The organism is Magnetospirillum sp. LM-5 (assembly GCF_902729445.1).
Taxonomy (GTDB): Bacteria; Pseudomonadota; Alphaproteobacteria; order Rhodospirillales; family Magnetospirillaceae; genus Magnetospirillum.
Genome location: NZ_CACVCE010000073.1, coordinates 34,008 through 52,355 on the forward strand (window position 1 = coordinate 34,008; position 18,348 = coordinate 52,355).

The following is an 18,348-nucleotide window of genomic DNA, read 5'->3' on the forward strand; positions in this document are numbered from 1 at the left end:
GGGCCTTGGGGAAAGAGGCCGCGAAGAGTAGCGCCTTGGCGCCGAAGTGTTAAGGACCAAAAGTATGTCGTTGTGATGGTGCGCGGTTGGCGCTACATCCTGGCACCCCCTTCGTCGCCGTCAGGAGCCATGATGCCAGTGCTGCCCCCCGTGACCGTCCGTATCGCCACCGAGCTTGGCGTCCGCGATTCCCAGGTCGAGGCGGCGGTCCGGTTGTTGGACGAAGGCGCCACGGTGCCGTTCATCGCCCGCTACCGCAAGGAAGCGACCGAGGGGCTGGACGACACCCAGCTGCGCAACCTGGAAGAACGGCTGACCTACCTGCGCGAGCTGGAAGACCGCCGCGCCGCCATCCTGAAATCCATCGACGAACAGGGCAAGCTGACGCCTGAACTGAAGGCGCTGGTCGAGGCGGCCGAAAGCAAGGCACGGCTGGAAGATTTGTACCTGCCCTACAAGCAGAAGCGCCGCACCAAGGCGCAGATCGCCCGCGAGGCCGGGCTCGAGCCCTTGGCCGATTCCTTGCTGGCCGATCCCGCCCTGTCGCCCGAGGCCGAGGCGGCCAAATACCTGAACGAAGCGGTGCCCGACATCAAGGCGGCGCTGGACGGTGCCCGCCAGATCCTGATGGAGCGCATGGCCGAGGACGCCGAACTGCTGGGGGCTTTGCGCGAGCATCTGTGGCAGACCGGCGTGCTGGTGTCGTCCATGGCCGAAGGCATGGCCGAGAAGGGCGCCAAGTTCAGCGATTATTTCGATTACCGCGAGCCGCTCCGCCAGATCCCCTCGCACCGCGCCCTGGCCTTGTTCCGCGGGCGTAACGAGAACGTTCTGCATCTGAAACTCTTGACCGCCGAGGAAGCGGCGCGGGCGGAAGGCGCGGTTTCCAGCGTGATCGGCGCCGCCGAGCTGAAGATCGCCCGGCGCTTCAACGTCGCCGATCACGGCCGCCCGGCCGATGCCTGGCTGGCCGAGACGGTGCGCTGGGCCTGGCGGGTCAAGATTCATCTGCATTTGGAGTTGGAGCTGACCGGCCGCCTGCGCGAGGCCGCCGAGGAAGAGGCCATCCAGGTGTTCGCCCGCAACCTGCGCGCCCTGCTGCTGCAGGCCCCGGCCGGTCTGCGCCCGACCCTGGGCCTTGATCCGGGCATCCGCACCGGGGTCAAGGTGGCGGTGGTCGATGGCACCGGCAAGGTGGTCGAGACCAGCACCGTCTATCCGTTCCCGCCCAAGCAGGATGTGATGGGGTCGTTGATGGCCCTGGCGTCCCTGTGCCGCAAGCACAAGGTCGAACTGGTGGCCATCGGCAACGGCACCGCCAGCCGCGAGACCGACCGCCTGGTCGCCGAGTTGATGAAGCGCCATCCCGAGTTGAATCTGTCCAAGGTGGTGGTCAACGAGGCCGGCGCCTCGGTCTATTCGGCATCGGAACTGGCGGCGCAGGAATTCCCGCAGATGGATGTGTCCTTGCGCGGTGCGGTGTCCATTGCCCGGCGCCTGCAGGACCCGCTGGCCGAACTGGTCAAGATCGACCCCAAATCCATCGGCGTCGGCCAGTACCAGCACGACGTCAACCAGCAGCGACTGGGCAAGTCGCTGGACGCCGTGGTGGAAGATTGCGTCAACGCCGTCGGCGTCGAGGTCAACACCGCCTCGGCCCCGTTGCTGGCCCGTGTCGCCGGCCTGTCGGCCTCGGTGGCCGCCAACATCGTCGCCTTCCGCGACGCCCACGGCGCTTTCTCCAGCCGCGACCAGCTGAAGCAGGTCGATCGGCTGGGGCCGAAGGCCTTCGAACAGGCGGCCGGCTTCCTGCGCATCCATGGCGGCGTCAATCCGCTGGATGCCTCGGCGGTCCACCCCGAGGCCTATCCGGTGGTCGAACGCATCGTCGCCCGCACCGGCCGCAAGGTGGCCCAACTGGTCGGCGATGCGGCCTCCGTGCGGGGCCTGAGGGCCGCCGATTTCACCTGCGACCGCTTCGGCGAGCCCACCGTCAAGGACATCTTGAAGGAACTGGAAAAGCCCGGCCGCGATCCGCGGCCCGAGTTCAAGACCGCCACCTTCCAGGACGGCGTCGAAGACATGAATGATCTGAAGCCGGGCATGGTGCTGGAAGGCACGGTGACCAACGTCACCAATTTCGGCGCCTTCGTCGATATCGGCGTGCACCAGGACGGGCTGGTCCACGTCTCGGCCCTGGCGGATCGCTTTGTCAAGGACCCGCACGAGGTGGTCAAGCCCGGCGATGTGGTCCGCGTCAAGGTCATCGAGGTGGATTTGAAGCGCAAGCGCATTGCGCTCTCGATGCGGATGGGCGACAGTCCCGGCAAGGAACAGGCCCCGGCCCGGCGCGAACCGGCTCAGGCCGCCCCCCGGGCCAAGGCGCCTTCGCCCGCCCCGGCCGGCGGCGGCGCCTTCGCCGAGGCCTTCGCCCGGGCCAAACGGAAATAGGATCACCGATGCGGCGTGCCGCCCTTGCCGTGATGTTCGCCGTGCTGACCGTGGCCGCCGGCCCGGCCGCCGCCAGCTCGGGCGCGCGCGACCCGTCCATCGTCGTCGGCATCCTGGCCACCCTGACCGGGGCGGGCGCCATCGCCGGCCAGGATGTGGTCGATGGTTTCAACGTCGCCCTGAAGCAGGTCGGTGGCCGCTTCGCCAACCAGGAAGTCCGGGTGGTGGTGGCCGACGACAAGGGCTCGCCCGATGTCGCCCGCCAGCAGGTCAAGCGCCTGCTGGAACGCGAGCGCCTGGATCTGGTGGTCACCGCCGTCTCGTCGGCCTCGCTGGCTGCGGTGCTGCGCCCCCTGATCGAGGCCAAGCTGTTCGTCTTGAACGTCGATAACGCGCCTTTGGCCCTGGCCGGGCCGGACTGCAGCCAGTGGGTGTTCGAGATCGGCGCGCCGCCCTCGAGCCGGATGGAGGTGCTGGGGCAATACCTGACCCAGGAACGCATGCGCCGGGTCATGGTGGTCGGCCCAGACTTGCCGCCGACCGCCGAGATGGTGGCGGAACTGCAAAGGACCTTTGCGGGCGAGATCTTGCTGCACAAGGTCAAGCCGGGCGAGGCCCGCTATGGCGATCAGATCGAGCGGGCGGCCAGCCTGCAGCCCGACGCGGTGGTGTCGCTGCTGTCGGGCGGCATGGGCACCGCCTTCCTGCGCGCCTGGGGCGAGACCAATCTGAAGCGGGACATTCCCGCCTTCGCCCCGTGGCGGTCGCTGGAACGCACGGTTCTGCCGGCGCTGGGCGACGGCGGATTGGACGTGATGGCGGTGGCGACCTGGAGCCCCGACCTGGACAATCCCGCCAACAAGCGGATGCAGACGGAATTCGATGTCGAATATGGCCGCCCGTCCACCACCTGGTCGGCGCGCGGTTACGACGCGGCCGTGTTGCTGGAAGGTGCGCTGAAGGCCACCGGCGGGCGCACCGCCGATCCCGACGCGCTGAGGGCCGCCCTTCGCCGTGCCGACTTCCATTCGGTGCGCGGGCCGTTCCGGTTCGCCAGCAACCATACCCCGATCCAGACCTATGTGCTGCGCAAGGTCGCCCGCGACGCCAAGGGCCGCCTGACCAACGAAACCCGCCAAGTTCTGGCCAAGGATTGGCGCGATCGCCAGGCTGGGTCCTGCCCGATGCGCTGGGAAGAAGAAGTCCCGCCGCCGCCGCCCCCTGCGGCCAAGAAGCCGGGATAGGCGCATAAGAAAACCCCCGGGGGCAAGCCTCCCGGGGGTTTCTTCATTTCCGATGATCAGGCCGCGTCAGCGGCCGCGGGCATGGGCCTTGGCGCCGTGGGGCTTGGCGCCCGGGGCGGCAGCGTGCGGCTTGGCCCCGTGGCCGCCCAGCGGCTTGGCGCCTTGCGGCGGCCGGGGCTTTTGCTGGCCGCGCACCGGCGGGCGCGGTACCGGGCCGCCGGGACGGGCCGCCGCCGTGGCCAGACGGGCGATCGGCTCGGCATGCCAGGCGTGGTCGTGCTCGACCGGCACCGACTGGCGGATGGTCTTCTCGATCTGGCGCAGATAGGCCACTTCCTCGGCGTCGCAGAACGACAGGGCGATGCCCTCGGCACCGGCGCGCGCGGTGCGGCCGATGCGGTGGACATAGCTTTCGGGTTCCACCGGCAGCTCGAAATTGACGACGTGGGTCACGCCGTCCACATCGATACCGCGGGCGGCGATGTCGGTCGCCACCAGGGCGCGGACCTTGCCGCTGCGGAAGTCTTCCAGGGCGCGTTGGCGGGCGTTCTGGCTTTTGTTGCCGTGGATGGCGTCGGCGGTCACGCCCGACTTGGCCAATTGCTCGGCGACGCGGTTGGCGCCGTGCTTGGTGCGGGTGAAGACGATGGCGCGGTTGACCGAGTTGCCCTGAAGCACGTCCAAGAGCAGGTTGCGCTTGTTCTCGCGCGTCACGAACATCACCTTCTGGTCGATGCGATCGACGGTCGAGGCGACCGGGGTCACCTCGACGCGGACCGGATCGCGCAGCAGGAACGAGGCCAGATCGGCAATCGGCTTGGGCATGGTGGCCGAGAACAACAGGGTCTGACGGCCCACCGGCAGCTTCGAGGCGATTTTGCGCACCGCCGGGATGAAGCCCATGTCCAGCATGCGGTCGGCTTCGTCCAGGACCAGGGTGGTGACCTGGTCCAGGCGGATGTGGCCCTGGTCCAACAGATCGATCAGGCGGCCGGGGGTGGCCACCAGCACGTCCAGGCCACCGGCCATGGCGCGCACCTGCGGTCCCTGGCCGACGCCGCCGAACACCATGGCGCGGCGATAGCGGATGTTGCGGCCGTAGGTCCCGAAACCGTCGGCCACCTGGACCGCCAACTCGCGGGTCGGCACCAGGATCAGGGCGCGCACGGTGCCCGGCGCGGCGCGGCGCTTTTCCAGGGTCAGGCGATGGAGAATCGGCAGGGCGAAGGCAGCGGTCTTGCCGGTGCCGGTCTGGGCGATGCCCAGAACATCATGGCCGGCCAGCAATTGCGGGATGGCCTGGGTCTGAATCGGGGTGGGGGTGGCATAGCCCTCGGCTTCGAGGGCGAACAACAACGGCTCGGCCAGGCCGAGCTCAGCAAAAGTGGTCATGGAACTCTTTCAAACAGGCGACCGGCCGCAATCTGGTCTAGCGGCGGCGGGTCTGCGGGCGAGGCCCGGCCGTGGGAACGGCGCGCTCGTCCTTGTGGCGGAAATTGATCCGGCCCTTGGTCAAATCGTACGGCGTCATTTCCACGGTCACGCGGTCACCGGCCAGGATACGGATGCGGTTCTTCTTCATGCGTCCCGAGGCATAGGCCATGATGTCGTGACCGCTATCCAGCGTCACCTTGAATCGCGAATCGGGCAGCACTTCCGCCACCACGCCCTCGAACTCAATCAGGTCTTCCTTAGCCACGAGGCGCCTTTCCTAAACGCCCGAGCAGGCCGAAATCGGCCGAAAGACGGGCGGTTGCAGGGAGTCGAACCAAGGCCGATGGGAAAGACCGGGGTGGCCGTTTGAACGGCCAAGCGATCGACGGGCAAGCTTCGACGCCCGGAACATGAAGGTTTCCATGCGAAGAAGCAAGAGAAAAGCGACGGCTGCCTATGACTTCGCCAGCACCCGGACAATCTTTTCCTTCAGGGCCGGCGGCAGGATCGGCTTGGCCAGGAAGGCACCGATGTCGAGTTCCTTGGCCCGCGCCACGGTTGCGGCGTCGGTATGGGCGGTCAGCATGATCACCGGGGTATGGCTGACGGCCGGTGTCGTCCGCAGCATCTTGATGAAGCCGAACCCGTCCATCGGCCGCATCTGCACGTCGCAGATCACCAGATCGGGTGCGTCGCGCACCACGGCGGCCAGGCCGCTGTTGCCGTCCTGGGCTTCCAGCACCGCCTGGACACCCAATTGCTGCAGCATTTTCTTGACGATGGTGCGGACGAATTCTTGGTCGTCGACCACCAGAACTTTCAACGACGTGAAATCGACCTCGTCGGCCATCGCTCCATCCCCTTCCTGCACCGCCCCGAACAGTACCAGCGTCGCGCGCAAAGCGAAAGGGGGAGGCGCAGGCCTCCCCCTTGTGCAAAGGAATGAGCCTGCCCTATCCGTTTGCCGCCTTCCCGAGGGCGCTGGCGGCCCGTTCGGCGGCGGCACGGCCCATTTCGAAGGCCTTCTGGTTGGCCTCGACCATGGCCGGCTTGCGCGCCCGGAAGCGGCCGATGATCTGTTCCTCCAGATCGGCGGCCGGGAAGGGCAGGTAGTCGGCGATGGCGCCCAGCATTACGGTGTTCACCAGCTTGAGGTCGCCCAGTTCCCGGGCGATGGCGCCGGCGTCGAAATCATAGACGGTGACGCCGGCGGCCCGCATCTGCGCCACCGGGTCGTCGGGATACTTGAACAGGCCGATGGAAACCACCGGCGGGGTCAGGCGAATGGTGTTGACCATCGCCACGCCGCCCGGGCGCAGCATGTCGGCCCAGCGCGAGCCTTCCGCCACCTCGAACCCGACCAGGATGTCGGCGGTGCCGGGCGTGATGACCGGCGACCACACTTTCTTGCCGAAACGGACGTGGCTGGTGACCACGCCGCCGCGCTGGGCCATGCCGGCGACTTCCGACTTCTTGACGTCGTAGCCCTTGGCGATGGCGGTCTGGGCCAGGATTTCGGCGGCGGTCATGACGCCCTGGCCGCCAATGCCGCAGACCAGGATATTGGTGATGACGTCGTTGTTCATGAAGGCCATTCCTTTCACTGCACCAGGACCGGGACCGCCGGCACGATGGCCTTGGGTCCGCAGGATTCGACACACATGTGGCAGCCGGTGCACATGGCGGTGTCGATGGTGGTGAACTTCAGTTCGTTGACCTTGCCGTCCGGCCGGGTCTTGGATTCGCTGCGCGAGACGGTGATCGCCGGACAGCCGACATTGATGCAATTGCCGCAGCCGGTGCAATCCTGATCGACCACCTTGTAGGGCTTGAACTTCTCGTAGAACTCGGAGAGCACGCAGGGCTGGTCGGTGATGATCACGCTGGGCTCGTGCTGTTCGATTTCCTCGCGGATGGCCTTGAACAGGACCGGCAGCTGATAGGGGTTGACCTTGCGGACCCGCTCGGGCTTGACGCCCAGGGCCTCCACCAGCTTGACGAAATCGACCCGGGGGGCCTCGCCGCCGTCCAGGGCCTTGCCGGTGCCGGCATGGTTCTGGCCGCCCGTCATGCCGGTGGTGCGGTTGTCGAGGATCAGGGCGGTGACGTTGCCCTTGTTGTAGACGATGTCCAAGAGGCCCTGCATGCCCATGTGCAGGAAGGTGGAATCACCGATGACGGCGACCACCGCCTTGTCCTTGGTCTCTTCCGAGCGGGCCTTGTCCATGCCCAGAGCGATGCCCATGCTGGCGCCCATCGAGATGGTGGAATCCAGCGCGTTCCACGGATGGCCGGCGCCCAGGGTGTAGCAGCCGATATCGCCCGAGATCTGCACCCGCTTCCTCAGTCGCGACAAGGTGTAATAGACGCCCATGTGCGGGCAGGCCGGGCACATGGTCGGCGGACGGGGGAAGGGGTCGATCTTGGGATAGGTGGTGGCCGGCGGCGGCGTCTCGCCCCGGAAGCCGAAGATAGCCGGGATCAGGATGTTGGGGGTCAACTCGCCCAGGCGCGGCAGGATGTCCTTGCCATGGACGTTGGTCAGGCCGGCCGCCTTCAACTCGTTCTCGATCAGCGGCTCGGTTTCCTCGGCCACCACCAAGGTCCCGACGCTGGCCTGGAAGGCGCGGATCTTCTCGACCGGGACCGGATAGGTGAAGCCCAGCTTCAGGACCGGCGCCTCGGGGAAGCTTTCCTTCAGATGCATGAAGGCCGGCCCGGACGTGACGAAGCCGATGCGGCGGTCCGAGCCGTCGTCGATCACGTTCAGGGGCGAAATCTCGGCGGCGGCGCGCAGCTTGCCCTCGCGCTCCATCTGCTTGGGCAGCATGCCCTTGGCGTTGGCCGGCGTCATCACCCAGCGCTTGGCGTCCAGCTTGAAGCCGGAAATGGCGCGCGGATCGCGTTCGCCCACCGTCACCATCGCCTTGACGTGGCAGACCCGGGTGGTCAGACGCATGATGACCGGAGTGTTGAATTCCTCGGACAGGTCGAAGGCCAGCTTGACCATGTCATAGGCTTCCTGGCTGTCGGCCGGTTCCAGCACCGGGACATGGGCGAAGCGGCCCCAGAAGCGGGAATCCTGCTCGTTCTGCGACGAAGACAGCCCGACATCGTCGGCCACCGCCACCACCAGGCCACCGACCACGCCGGCCAGGGTCTGGGTCATGAAGGCGTCGGAGGCGACGTTCATGCCAACATGCTTCATGGCGCAGAAAGCCCGCGCCCCCGACATCGAGGCGCCGATGGCGACCTCCATCGACACCTTCTCGTTGACCGACCATTCGGCATAAAGGTCGGGATAAAGGGCGACGTTTTCCAAGATCTCGGTGGACGGCGTTCCGGGATAGGCGGCGGCGACCTTGCAGCCGGCCTCCCACACACCTCGGGCAATGGCTTCATTACCGGACAACAGCAGGCGGCTGGCGGCTTTGGCCTGAACGGCAGCGGACATGGACTCTCCTCACCCTCTTTGACAAAGGCTGCCCCGTCCTGCACCGTTTGCCGACGTCCGCCGATGCGGCGTGTCATCGAAAACGGCTAAAAACAAGGGCTTGGCCCGGCTTGACGTCCGTAATGACGTGATACGGATTTCGCGGCGACGACACTATCATCGTTGCACGCTTGCTCCCAAGAGGAATGCGCATCGGCCAAGGTCGCCTTGATTTCAGGCAAGGGGAGGATCAGGTGAACCGCTTCAGGGCGCCGAGTTCAGACACCAATTCCTCGAAGGTGGTGCGCTTGTACAAGGAGGCGGCGGCGCCGTTGGCCAGGAATTCCTCGCGGTCGCGCTGGCGTTCCGAGCCGGTGACGATCACCACCGGCACATCAGGGCGCACGGAATCGGTCTTGATGCGGCGCAGGACCTCAAGGCCGGGCTCGCCGTCCAGGATGCCGTCCAGCAGGACCAGATCGACCGGCGCCGCGCCTAAATGGGCGATGGCTTCGTCGCCATTGATGGAACGGTGAACGATCGAAGGAAAATCCTGCTCCGCCAGGGCGATTTCCTCCAGCAGCGCGTCGCCGCTGTTGTCTTCGATGATCAGGACGTTCAATGGAGCCTGTTCCATCGTCCCCACCACATAGTCGTATTTCCATCCCCAACAAAAAAGGTACCCCCGAAAGAATGGGGTGTGAACCAAATTGTTGAGGAAGCATGGCGGCAATGCGCGTAGCGCAACTGTCGGTGTGGCGGGCATAAGAAAAACGCGCTGCCTTGCGGCAGCGCGTCGTTTTCGGACCGGTCTTTCCTTCGCGGGCGTTTAGCGCGAATAGAATTCGATGACCAGGTTGGGTTCCATCTGGCAGGGATAGGGAACGTCGGAAAGCTTGGGGGCGCGGATGAACTTGCCCTTCATTTCCTTGTGATCGACTTCCAGATATTCCGGGACGTCGCGCTCGGGGCTGCCGGCGGCTTCCAGGATGATGGCCAGGTCCTTGGACTTCTGCTTGATCGAGACGACGTCGCCGTCCTTGATCTGGTAGCTGGCGATGTTGACGCGCTTGCCGTTGACCTGCACGTGGCCGTGATTGACGACCTGACGGGCCTGGAACGGGCTGACGGCCAGCTTCATGCGATAGATGACGGCGTCCAGGCGGCGTTCGAGCAGCTCGATCAGGTTCTCCGAGGTGTCGCCACGGCGGCGCACGGCCTCGTCATACAGCTTGCGGAACTGCTTTTCCGAAATGTTGCCGTAATAACCCTTCAGCTTCTGCTTGGCCATCAGCTGGGTGCCGAAGTCGGAAGGCTTCTTCCGGCGGGCGCCGTGCTGTCCGGGCGGGTTTTCCTTGCCGCGAGCCAGCGGGCTCTTGCCGCGGCCCCACAGGTTGACGCCCAGGCGGCGATTGATCTTGAACTTTGCTTCAGCGCGCTTGGTCATTCCAAGGGCTCCTTATAAGTCTGTCCCGGCTGTCGCCGGTTGGGGTTTGTCCCGATAGGCCTTGGTCCGGCATCCCTGCCGGGGCGGGATGGACGCATGGCTGCGCCACCCTCGTTCTCGGGAATGAAGCGCGGCTTATAAGGGGGCGGGATGGGGCTTGTCAACAACAACAGGCAGGGCGGCGCGGTCCGGAGCCGGGCGGACCACCTGCTCATTTCGCAACTGCACAATGAATGAGCATGACCCCCGAACGGGTGGGCGCACAACAAATTGGCATTTATTTCTGTTGGGCGGCAGTCAATACATGCCTTCTACCCGAAAAGGCAGGTTCACTGCAGTTCATGCTTCGAATATGGCAAAAAAATGTCTAGTCTTCCTGCGGCGAGTCTTGCAAGATGGCGCTGCATTGCAATACGATACCGAAATCGGTACCGGAATGCTGAATTTATGTATTGATGCTGAATCGCATCGCGCTGCGTGACGGCCTTCGGGGGCTGTCGTTGGTTACTTAAGGTCTGGAGGGTTGCCGTTCATGTCCGTGACGTTCACTCGCCGTCGTGCGATTACCGTGCTGGCCGCCGCCGCCGGTCTGCCGCTGTTGCTGAAGGCCACCGGCGCCGAGGCGCGGCTGGTTCGCTGGGAAGGCACCACGCTGGGGGCCAAGTCGACCATCCAGCTGTATCATAAGGACGAGGCCAAGGCCCGCGCCGCCATCGATGCCGCCCTGGCCGAGCTGGCCCGGCTGGAAGCCATGTTCAGCGTCTATCGTGCCGATTCGGCGCTGTCGGCCCTGAACCGCGACGGCGTGCTGGCCGACGCGCCGGCCGAGTTCGTCGAGATGCTGACCCGCGCCCTGCACCTGGCCGAGATCAGCGGCGGCATCTACGACCCGACCATCCAGCCGGTGTGGCAGACCTATTTCCGCCACTTCACCAGCCCCGGCGCTTCGGCCTCGGGTCCGACCCAGGCCGATCTGGCCGCCGCCATGGCGCTGGTCGACTGGAAGGGTGTGAGGATCGACGGCAATCGTGTGTCGTTCGCCAAGCCGGGCATGGGCCTGACGCTGAATTCCGGCGCCCAGGGCTTCATCACCGATCGTGTCGCCGCCGTTCTGCGCGACCACGGCTTTTCGCAGATGCTGGTGGACATGGGCGAGCCCCGCGCCATGGCGCCCAAGCCCGACGGTTCGGCCTGGCGCATCGGCATCGCCAATCCGGCCAACCCGGACCAGGCGATCACCCATCTCGACGTGGTCGATGCCTGCGTCGCCACCTCGGGCGGCTATGGCACCGTGTTCGACGACGCGGCCCGCTTCACCCATCTGATCGACCCGCGCACCGGCGCCACCGCTCCGGCCCTGGCCAGCGTCTCGGTGGTGGCCAAGACCGCCACCCAGGCCGACGGCCTGGCCACCGCCATGCTGCTGGCCGAGCCCGAGAAGCGTCAGGCCATCCTGAAGGCCGGCGGCGGCGAACGGGCCCTTTACGTCACGCCGGCGGGCGTGGTCGCCTCGGTCGAGGCGTAAGACGGATGCAGGCCTCGGGCTCGACCCTGCCCAGTCCCGACGATCGCGAACTGATCGAGGGCTTCGCCCGCGTCGTTGCGGTCGAGCCGGGCCGGGTGTGGCTGGAGCCCGAGCAGACCAGCTCGTGCGGCGGCTGTCATTCGGCCGGCCTGTGCGGGGTGGGCAGCCGCAACCCGAAGCGGCTGGAACTGCGCCGGTTCGCCCTGGGCGGCGATCTGGGCCTGAGAATGGGCGAGCGCGTGGTGGTCGGCATCCCCGAGACCTCGCTGTCCAGGGGCGCGCTGGTCGCCTTTGGCGTGCCCTTGGTGTTCCTGGCGGCCGGCGGCATCGCCGGTCAGGAATTGGGAAGAAGTGACGGCCTGGCGTTTGTCGGTGCCGTGGTCGGTTTGGCGGTGGGATTGCTGGTGTCGCGTGTTCTGGCTTCTGTGATGACCGCGCGTGGCCAGTTGACGCCCCGGTTCCTGCGGCGGGCCTATCAGCCCGCCCAAGGGGCGAGCTGTACACCGGATCAAGGATAAGGGAAGGTCTTCGATGGAACATTATATCCTGCTGTTCATCAGCGCGGCCTTGGTCAGCAACGTCGTCCTGATGCGGTTTTTGGGTCTGTGCTCGTTCATGGGTGTCACCACCCGGGTTGACACGGCTCTCGGCATGGGCGCCTCGACGACCTTCTGCATCACCATTTCGGCGATGATCGACTGGGGCATCGAATATTACCTGCTCGAACCCTATGGCCTGGGCTATCTGCGCACCGTCACCTTCATCCTGGTGATCGCGGCCGCCGTGCAGTTCACCGAAGCCACCGTGCGCAAGGTGTCGCCGACGATGTTCCAGCTTCTGGGCATCTATCTGCCGCTGATCACCACCAATTGCGCGGTGCTGGGCGTCAACCTGCTGCTGGTCGAAGGCCATATGAACTTCATCGAGAGCACGCTGTTCGCCCTGGCCTCGTCCTTGGGCTACAGCCTGGTGATGGTTCTGTTCGCCGGCCTGCGCGAGCGTCTGGCCCTGGCCGATGTGCCTAGGCTGTTCGCCGGGCCGCCGATCGGCTTCATCACCGCCAGCCTGCTGGCCCTGGCCTTCATGGGCTTTTCCGGCATGAGCACCAACTAGGAGGACCGCGATCATGTTGTTGGATGTTGGAAGTTTGGCGGTCATGGGTGTGACCCTGGGGGCGGTGCTGGGAACGGCGGCGAAGCTTTTGGCGGTGCCGACCAACCCGCTGGAGGACGAGTTGCAGGCCCTGCTGCCCGGTTCGCAGTGCGGTCAGTGCGGCTTCGTCGGCTGCTCGCAATATGCCGCCGCGCTGGCCAAGGGCGACACGCCGATCACGCTGTGCGCGCCGGGCGGCAAGGGCACCATCGAGGCCCTGGCCAAGAAGCTGGGCGTCGAAGCCAATGCCGACGACCACGAAGAGCAGGCCCCGCAGCACGCCCACATCAAGGAAGATCTGTGCATCGGCTGTCTGCGCTGCGTGCAGGAATGCACCTCGGACGCCATCGTCGGTGCCAACAAGCAGCTTCACACCATCATCGTCGACCAGTGTCACGGCTGCGCCAAGTGCTTCAAGGTCTGCCCGACCGAAGCCATCGAGATGTGCACGGTGCCGGTGACCATGGCCGCCTGGCACTGGGGCAAGCCCCAGTCCGAGTCGGCCCACCACTGACGGGAGCGTTGTAAGATGAAACTGTTTCCCGTTCGCGGCGGCATCCACCCCGAATATCGCAAGGAACGCACCGCCGAGCAGGCGATCGTGACCCTGCCGATGCCGGCCGCCCTGTATATCCCGCTGCAGCAGCATATCGGCGCCGCCTCGGAAGCGATCGTCGCGGCCGGCGACACCGTCAAGAAGGGCCAGGTCATCGCCAAGAGCGGCGGTGTGGTCTCGGCCACCGCCCACGCGCCGACCTCGGGCAAGGTGGTGGCGGTGACGGAAGTGACCGCGCCGCACGCCTCGGGTCTGCCGCTGATCACCATCATCATCGAGCCGGACGGCAAGGATGAATGGGCCAGCGACCTGCCGGCTCCGATTGCCGATCCCTTTGCCGCCGATTCCAAGGTGATCCGCGACCGCGTCGCCGCCTCGGGCATCGTCGGCATGGGCGGCGCCGCCTTCCCCAGCGCGGTCAAGCTGAACCTGGGCACCCAGCACAAGCTGGAAACCCTGCTGATCAACGGCGCCGAGTGCGAGCCCTATCTGACCTGCGACGACCGCGTGATGCGCGAATTCGCCGACGAGGTCATCGACGGTGCCCGCATCATGGCTCACGCCCTGGGTGCTCCGAACATCGTCATCGGCATCGAGACCAACAAGCCCGCCGCCATCGAGGCGATGGGAAAGGCCGCCGCTGCCCACACCAACATCACCGTGGTCGGCGTGCCGGTGCAGTACCCGATGGGGTCGGAACGCCATCTGGTCCAGGCCATCACCGGCCTGGAGACTCCGGCCCGCAAGCTGACCGCCGATCTGGGCGTGGTGGTGCACAACGTCGCCACCGCGCGCGCCGTGCACAAGGCGGTGCGCTTCGGCCAGCCGCTGGTGCGCCGCGTCATCACCGTCTCGGGCGGGGCGGTCGCCAAGCCGGCCAATGTCGAGGTGCCGCTGGGCACCATGGTCGCCGATCTGGTCGCCTTCTGCGGCGGCTTCACCCAGCCGCCGCGCCGGGTGGTCAATGGCGGCCCGATGATGGGCCAGCCGCTGCCCAGCCTGGAAGTGCCGGTGGTCAAGGGCATGTCGGGCATCCTGGGCCTGACCACCGAGGAAACCGGGGAAGAGCCCTCGAAGCCCTGCATCCGCTGCGGTACCTGCGTCACCATCTGCCCGTGCGGGCTGGTGCCGGTGGAAATGGCCCGCTTCATCAAGCACGACAAGCTGGACGACGCCGCCAAGTGGGGCGTGACCGATTGCGTGTCGTGCGGCAGCTGTTCCTATGTCTGCCCGTCGCACATTCCGCTGGTCCATTACTTCAACTATGCCAAGGGTGCGCTGTCGGCCGCCGACCGCGAACGCCGCCGGCTCGACACCATCAAGGGCCTGGTCGAGAACCACAACGCCCGTATCGAGAAGCAACAGGCCGCCAAGAAGGCCGCCGCCGCCGCGGCTGCCGCCGCCAAGGCGCAGGCCGCCCAGGCTTCGACCACCGATGACGACAAGGCCAACGCATGACGACCGCATATAACGACCGCGCCGCGCCGTTCACCCACGCCCCTGTCAACGTCTCGAAGACGATGTTCACGGTGCTGGCCGCACTTGCGCCCGCGACCTTGTTCAATCTGTGGATGTTCGGCTGGCCGGCCATCTTCTTGTTCCTGGTCACCGTCGGCGCCTGCGTCGCCTGCGAGGTGATCTGCGTGCGCCTGTCCGGCGGATCGGCCGATAGCGCCATCGGCGACGGCTCGGTGCTGATCACCGGCTGGCTGCTGGCGGTGTCGTTGCCGCCGTGGGCTCCGTGGTGGATCGGGGTGGTGGCCGCCGTGTTCGGCGTTGCCCTGGCCAAGCATGCCTTTGGCGGCCTGGGCCAGAACGTCTTCAACCCGGCCATGGTCGGCCGCGTGGTGGTGTTGGTGTCCTTCCCGGTGCAGATGACCGCCTGGGTGGCGCCCAAGCCGCTGTTCGCCGCCGGTTCGCCCGGGTTCCTGGAAAGCCTGCACTACACCTTCGGCCGCGACGTCAGCCTGGATGCCATCAGCCAGGCCTCGCCGTTGGGCTTCATCAAGACCGAGCTGGCCCGCGGCATCGCCGTCGATCAGTCGATGGCCAATGCGCCCGGCCTGATGGACCTGATCCTGGGCTTCCATCCCGGCTCGATGGGCGAGGCGTCCGTCCCGCTGGTCCTGGCCGGCGGTCTTTACCTGATGTGGAAGCGCATCATTTCCTGGCACATCCCGGTGTCGTTGCTGGGCACGCTGTTCGTGATGGGCGCATTGTTCAACCTGGTCGATCCGGCCCGCTTCTCGGGCGGCCTGTTCCACCTGGTCACCGGGGCGTCGTTCCTGGGCGCCTTCTTCATCGCCACCGACTATGTGACCTCGCCGGTGTCGAAGAAGGGCCAGATCGTCTTCGGTGTCGGCATCGGCCTGCTCACCTGGATCATCCGCACCTTCGCCGGCTATCCCGAGGGCATGGCCTTCGCGGTGCTGCTGATGAATTCGCTGACGCCCATCATCGATCAACATTTCCGTCCGCGCGCGTTCGGCCGCACCTCGAAGGGTGAGCCGCTGCCGGTCAAGGGGGGAGAGCAATGAGCGCCCACGCCATTAAGCCGACCTGGGTCCACGCCTTCATCCTGGGTGCCTTCTGTACCGGGTTCGGGGTATTGCTGGCCGCCACCGACATCGTCACCCAGGAGCCGATCAAGGAACGCGCCCTGGAAGACAAGATGAACTCACTGGGCCTGGTTATTCCCAAGTCGATCCACGACAACAATCCGGTGACCGACGCCGTCACCTTTACCGGCACCGACGGCAAGGCCCAGACCGTCTACCGCGCCATGAGGGCCGGCAAGGTCACCGGCGTCGCCTATGAGGTGATCGCCCATGGCGGCTATGCCGGTCCGATCCGGCTGATGCTGGGCGTCGATCCCGACGGCAAGATCCTGGGCGTGCGGGTGATCGCCCACAAGGAAACCCCCGGTCTGGGCGACAAGATCGACGCCGCCAAGAACGAGTGGATCACCCGCTTCACCGGCCTGTTCCTGGGCAATCCCCCGGCCGAGAAGTGGAAGGTCAAGAAGGATGGCGGCCAGTTCGACCAGTTCTCGGGCGCGACCATTACGCCGCGCGCCGTGGTCGGCGGGATCCGCCACGGTCTGGAATATTTCGCCGCGAACAAAGCTAGCATGATGGAGGGGCGCTGATGTCCACCAGCTACGGACGAATCGTCAAGGATGGCCTGTGGGACAATAACGGCGTGCTGTGCATGCTGCTGGGCATGTGCCCGACCATGGCCATGACCGGCACAGCCACCAACGGCTTCGGCATGGGCATCGCGACCGCGGTGGTGATGGCGGCGTCGAACATGATGGTGGCGATGTTTCGCAACTACGTCACCCACGAGGTGCGCATCCCGGTCTACATCCTGATCGTGGCGGCCAACGTCACCTTCGTCGATCTGGGCATGAATGCCTGGATGCACGAGCTTTACAAGGTGCTGGGCCTGTTCATCCCGCTGATCGTGTCCAACTGCCTGCCGCTGGCCCGCCTGGAAGCCTTCGCCGCGAAGGAGCCGGTATTGCCGTCGCTGGTGGACGGCACCTTCATGGGCCTGGGCTTCACCCTTGCCCTGACCGCCATCGGCGCCGTGCGCGAACTGATCGGCCAGGGCACCTTGTTCGCCGACGCCTCGCTGCTGCTGGGGCCGGCCTTCAAGTTCCTGGAAATGCGGGTGATGCCGGAAGACATGGGCATCCTGGTGCTGATCCTGCCGCCGGGTGGCTTCCTGGTCGCCGGCTTGATGGTGGTGGCCAAGCGTATGGTCGATCTTGCCATGGGCAAGGAGATCAAGATGGCCGGCGCCCACAGCGTTTAAGGAGAGGGCGGATTATGAAGATCACCATCGTTTACGCCCTGCCTGCCAAGCAGACCGTGTTGTCGGTCGAGGTGCCGGACGGCGCCACCGTTCAGCAGGCGTTGGACAAGTCGGGCATCCTGACCCGCTGCCCCGACATCGACCTGGAAACCCAGAAGGTCGGCATCTGGGGCAAGGTGGCGGCTTTGGACGCGGTGCTGGAAGACGGCGCCCGCGTCGAAATCTACCGCGCCATCACCGCCGACCCCAAGACGGTCAAGCGCCGGCCGCCGCCGGCCAAGCCTGCCGCCCCTGCCGAAGAGGGCTGACGCTTCGAAATAAAATGGCCGGGTCACCCCGGCCATTTTTATTTGGGCAATCCGTCGGCCCACAATTGCGCTTCGCGATCGCGCCGGCCGCGCAGGCCGTTGCCGTCGGGCCACAATCGTTTCATCGCCTGAAATTGGGCCGGGACCTGGGCCAGCGAAGCCGCGTCGCCGGCCTGGACCAGATCGCGGATCGCCCGCATTTCCACGCGGCGGTCGCCCTTCAGGCTGGGACCGCGATTGTAGACCAGGCTGACCAGCGCGCTTTTGCACAGGCCCGGCAATTTGTCGGTGCCGGGAAAGGCGTCTTCAGTCTGGTCGACATAGACCGGGATGGTGTCGGCGCAATAGACCGGCCAGGCCAGGCTATAGGGCACCACCACGTTCTTCAGGCTGTCGGCGCCGGCCTGGCTTCCCTGCTTGCCCAGCCACGGGATCAAGGCGTCCTGCACGTCCTGGTTCAGCTTGCCCCAGGCCCGGCTGAAGGTGGTCTGATCGGCGAAGCGCAGGTCGAAACCGATGCCGATGGTGATGCCGCTGTCGCCGCCCGGCCACACCGGGTGGCAGAACGCCTGTTCATAGCGGGTGCGCGAGCCGATTTCCTCGGTGGCGATGAAGGTGACCCCGCGGGTCGGCAGCAACGGCTGCGGCTCGGGCTGGGTCATCAGCCGATTCCACAAGGCCGCATCGACGGTACCGGTGGGGTCCAGGCCCAGCACGGTCTGGGCGTAGCGCACGGCGGCGGCGGTCCCCTTGCCGAAATCGCCGTCCTCGGAGATCAGCGCCCCCATGCGGTTCAACGCCTGCTGCAGCGTCACGACGTCCGGGCCGTCCTGGCCCTGGGAAAGTGGGAATGCGACCATAAGGCGTCCCTTTTCGAAGTTAGTGCGCGGAACGATAGCACGCCGTCCAGCCCCGTGCCAACAGGAAGGGAGCCCTGCGGAAGGTGCGGTGGAAATCCGCAAGCGGTGGACTATACTTG

General features: G+C 66.0%; 19 protein-coding genes. 11 read left to right on the forward strand and 8 right to left on the reverse strand.

Features of this window, described 5'->3' with window-relative positions:
• Positions 1-132 precede the first annotated feature (132 nt).
• On the forward strand, positions 133-2,451 hold the full coding sequence (locus MTBLM5_RS18020; protein ID WP_305792058.1) for a Tex family protein: 2,319 nt from the start codon (positions 133-135) through the stop codon (positions 2,449-2,451).
• A gap of 8 nt (positions 2,452-2,459) precedes the next feature.
• Positions 2,460-3,695, forward strand: a complete 1,236-nt coding sequence (locus MTBLM5_RS18025; RefSeq protein WP_173977431.1) for an ABC transporter substrate-binding protein — start codon at positions 2,460-2,462, stop codon at positions 3,693-3,695.
• A gap of 66 nt (positions 3,696-3,761) precedes the next feature.
• Here MTBLM5_RS18025 and MTBLM5_RS18030 read toward each other — a convergent pair whose 3' ends face one another.
• The 7 genes from MTBLM5_RS18030 to rpsD all read right to left on the reverse strand — a co-directional run bounded on the left by MTBLM5_RS18030 (position 3,762) and on the right by rpsD (position 10,009).
• Positions 3,762-5,087, reverse strand: a complete 1,326-nt coding sequence (locus tag MTBLM5_RS18030; protein WP_173977432.1) for a DEAD/DEAH box helicase — start codon at positions 5,085-5,087, stop codon at positions 3,762-3,764.
• 37 nt (positions 5,088-5,124) lie between these two features.
• Positions 5,125-5,394: a translation initiation factor IF-1 gene (gene infA / locus MTBLM5_RS18035; RefSeq protein ID WP_068497215.1), complete on the reverse strand. Its 270-nt coding sequence runs from the start codon at positions 5,392-5,394 to the stop codon at positions 5,125-5,127.
• Positions 5,395-5,583: 189 nt separating this feature from the next.
• Positions 5,584-5,979, reverse strand: a complete 396-nt coding sequence (locus MTBLM5_RS18040) for a response regulator (protein ID WP_173977433.1) — start codon at positions 5,977-5,979, stop codon at positions 5,584-5,586.
• A gap of 103 nt (positions 5,980-6,082) precedes the next feature.
• Positions 6,083-6,715 (reverse strand): indolepyruvate oxidoreductase subunit beta, encoded by a 633-nt coding sequence (locus MTBLM5_RS18045; RefSeq protein WP_173977434.1) that lies wholly within the window; start codon positions 6,713-6,715, stop codon positions 6,083-6,085.
• 14 nt (positions 6,716-6,729) lie between these two features.
• Positions 6,730-8,583 carry a thiamine pyrophosphate-dependent enzyme gene (locus MTBLM5_RS18050; RefSeq protein WP_173977435.1) on the reverse strand — a complete coding sequence of 618 codons (1,854 nt, stop codon included), beginning with the start codon at positions 8,581-8,583 and terminating at the stop codon, positions 6,730-6,732.
• A gap of 229 nt (positions 8,584-8,812) precedes the next feature.
• Positions 8,813-9,199 (reverse strand): response regulator, encoded by a 387-nt coding sequence (locus tag MTBLM5_RS18055; protein ID WP_173977436.1) that lies wholly within the window; start codon positions 9,197-9,199, stop codon positions 8,813-8,815.
• 192 nt (positions 9,200-9,391) lie between these two features.
• Positions 9,392-10,009 carry a 30S ribosomal protein S4 gene (gene rpsD, locus MTBLM5_RS18060; protein ID WP_068504280.1) on the reverse strand — a complete coding sequence of 206 codons (618 nt, stop codon included), beginning with the start codon at positions 10,007-10,009 and terminating at the stop codon, positions 9,392-9,394.
• Between the two features lie 532 nt (positions 10,010-10,541).
• Between rpsD and MTBLM5_RS18065 the strand changes: the two genes are divergently transcribed.
• The 9 genes from MTBLM5_RS18065 to MTBLM5_RS18105 are packed head-to-tail and all read left to right on the forward strand — an operon-like array spanning position 10,542 to position 17,369.
• The gene (locus MTBLM5_RS18065; RefSeq protein WP_173977437.1) at positions 10,542-11,534 is read left to right on the forward strand and encodes an FAD:protein FMN transferase; all 993 of its coding nucleotides are present in this window, start codon (positions 10,542-10,544) and stop codon (positions 11,532-11,534) included.
• A 5-nt stretch (positions 11,535-11,539) separates the two neighbouring features.
• On the forward strand, positions 11,540-12,052 hold the full coding sequence (locus MTBLM5_RS18070) for a SoxR reducing system RseC family protein (RefSeq protein ID WP_173977438.1): 513 nt from the start codon (positions 11,540-11,542) through the stop codon (positions 12,050-12,052).
• Between the two features lie 13 nt (positions 12,053-12,065).
• Positions 12,066-12,647 (forward strand): electron transport complex subunit RsxA, encoded by a 582-nt coding sequence (gene rsxA, locus MTBLM5_RS18075; protein WP_068504284.1) that lies wholly within the window; start codon positions 12,066-12,068, stop codon positions 12,645-12,647.
• 13 nt (positions 12,648-12,660) lie between these two features.
• Complete coding sequence (locus tag MTBLM5_RS18080; protein WP_173977439.1) at positions 12,661-13,200, forward strand: RnfABCDGE type electron transport complex subunit B; 540 nt, start codon at positions 12,661-12,663, stop codon at positions 13,198-13,200.
• Between the two features lie 15 nt (positions 13,201-13,215).
• Positions 13,216-14,700 carry an electron transport complex subunit RsxC gene (gene rsxC / locus MTBLM5_RS18085; protein ID WP_173977440.1) on the forward strand — a complete coding sequence of 495 codons (1,485 nt, stop codon included), beginning with the start codon at positions 13,216-13,218 and terminating at the stop codon, positions 14,698-14,700.
• On the forward strand, positions 14,697-15,779 hold the full coding sequence (locus tag MTBLM5_RS18090) for an RnfABCDGE type electron transport complex subunit D (protein WP_173977441.1): 1,083 nt from the start codon (positions 14,697-14,699) through the stop codon (positions 15,777-15,779). The genes rsxC and MTBLM5_RS18090 overlap by 4 nt, the downstream gene beginning before the upstream one ends.
• Positions 15,776-16,390 (forward strand): electron transport complex subunit RsxG, encoded by a 615-nt coding sequence (rsxG, locus tag MTBLM5_RS18095; protein ID WP_173977442.1) that lies wholly within the window; start codon positions 15,776-15,778, stop codon positions 16,388-16,390. Before MTBLM5_RS18090 ends, rsxG begins: the two co-directional genes overlap by 4 nt.
• Positions 16,390-17,061, forward strand: coding sequence for an electron transport complex subunit E (locus MTBLM5_RS18100; protein ID WP_068504292.1), 672 nt, complete (start codon positions 16,390-16,392; stop codon positions 17,059-17,061). Before rsxG ends, MTBLM5_RS18100 begins: the two co-directional genes overlap by 1 nt.
• 14 nt (positions 17,062-17,075) lie before the next feature.
• Positions 17,076-17,369, forward strand: coding sequence for an RnfH family protein (locus MTBLM5_RS18105; RefSeq protein ID WP_173977443.1), 294 nt, complete (start codon positions 17,076-17,078; stop codon positions 17,367-17,369).
• Positions 17,370-17,407: 38 nt separating this feature from the next.
• Here the strand turns inward: MTBLM5_RS18105 and MTBLM5_RS18110 are convergent, their stop codons facing one another.
• On the reverse strand, positions 17,408-18,229 hold the full coding sequence (locus MTBLM5_RS18110; protein ID WP_217425058.1) for a peptidoglycan-binding protein: 822 nt from the start codon (positions 18,227-18,229) through the stop codon (positions 17,408-17,410).
• Positions 18,230-18,348: the final 119 nt, after the last annotated feature.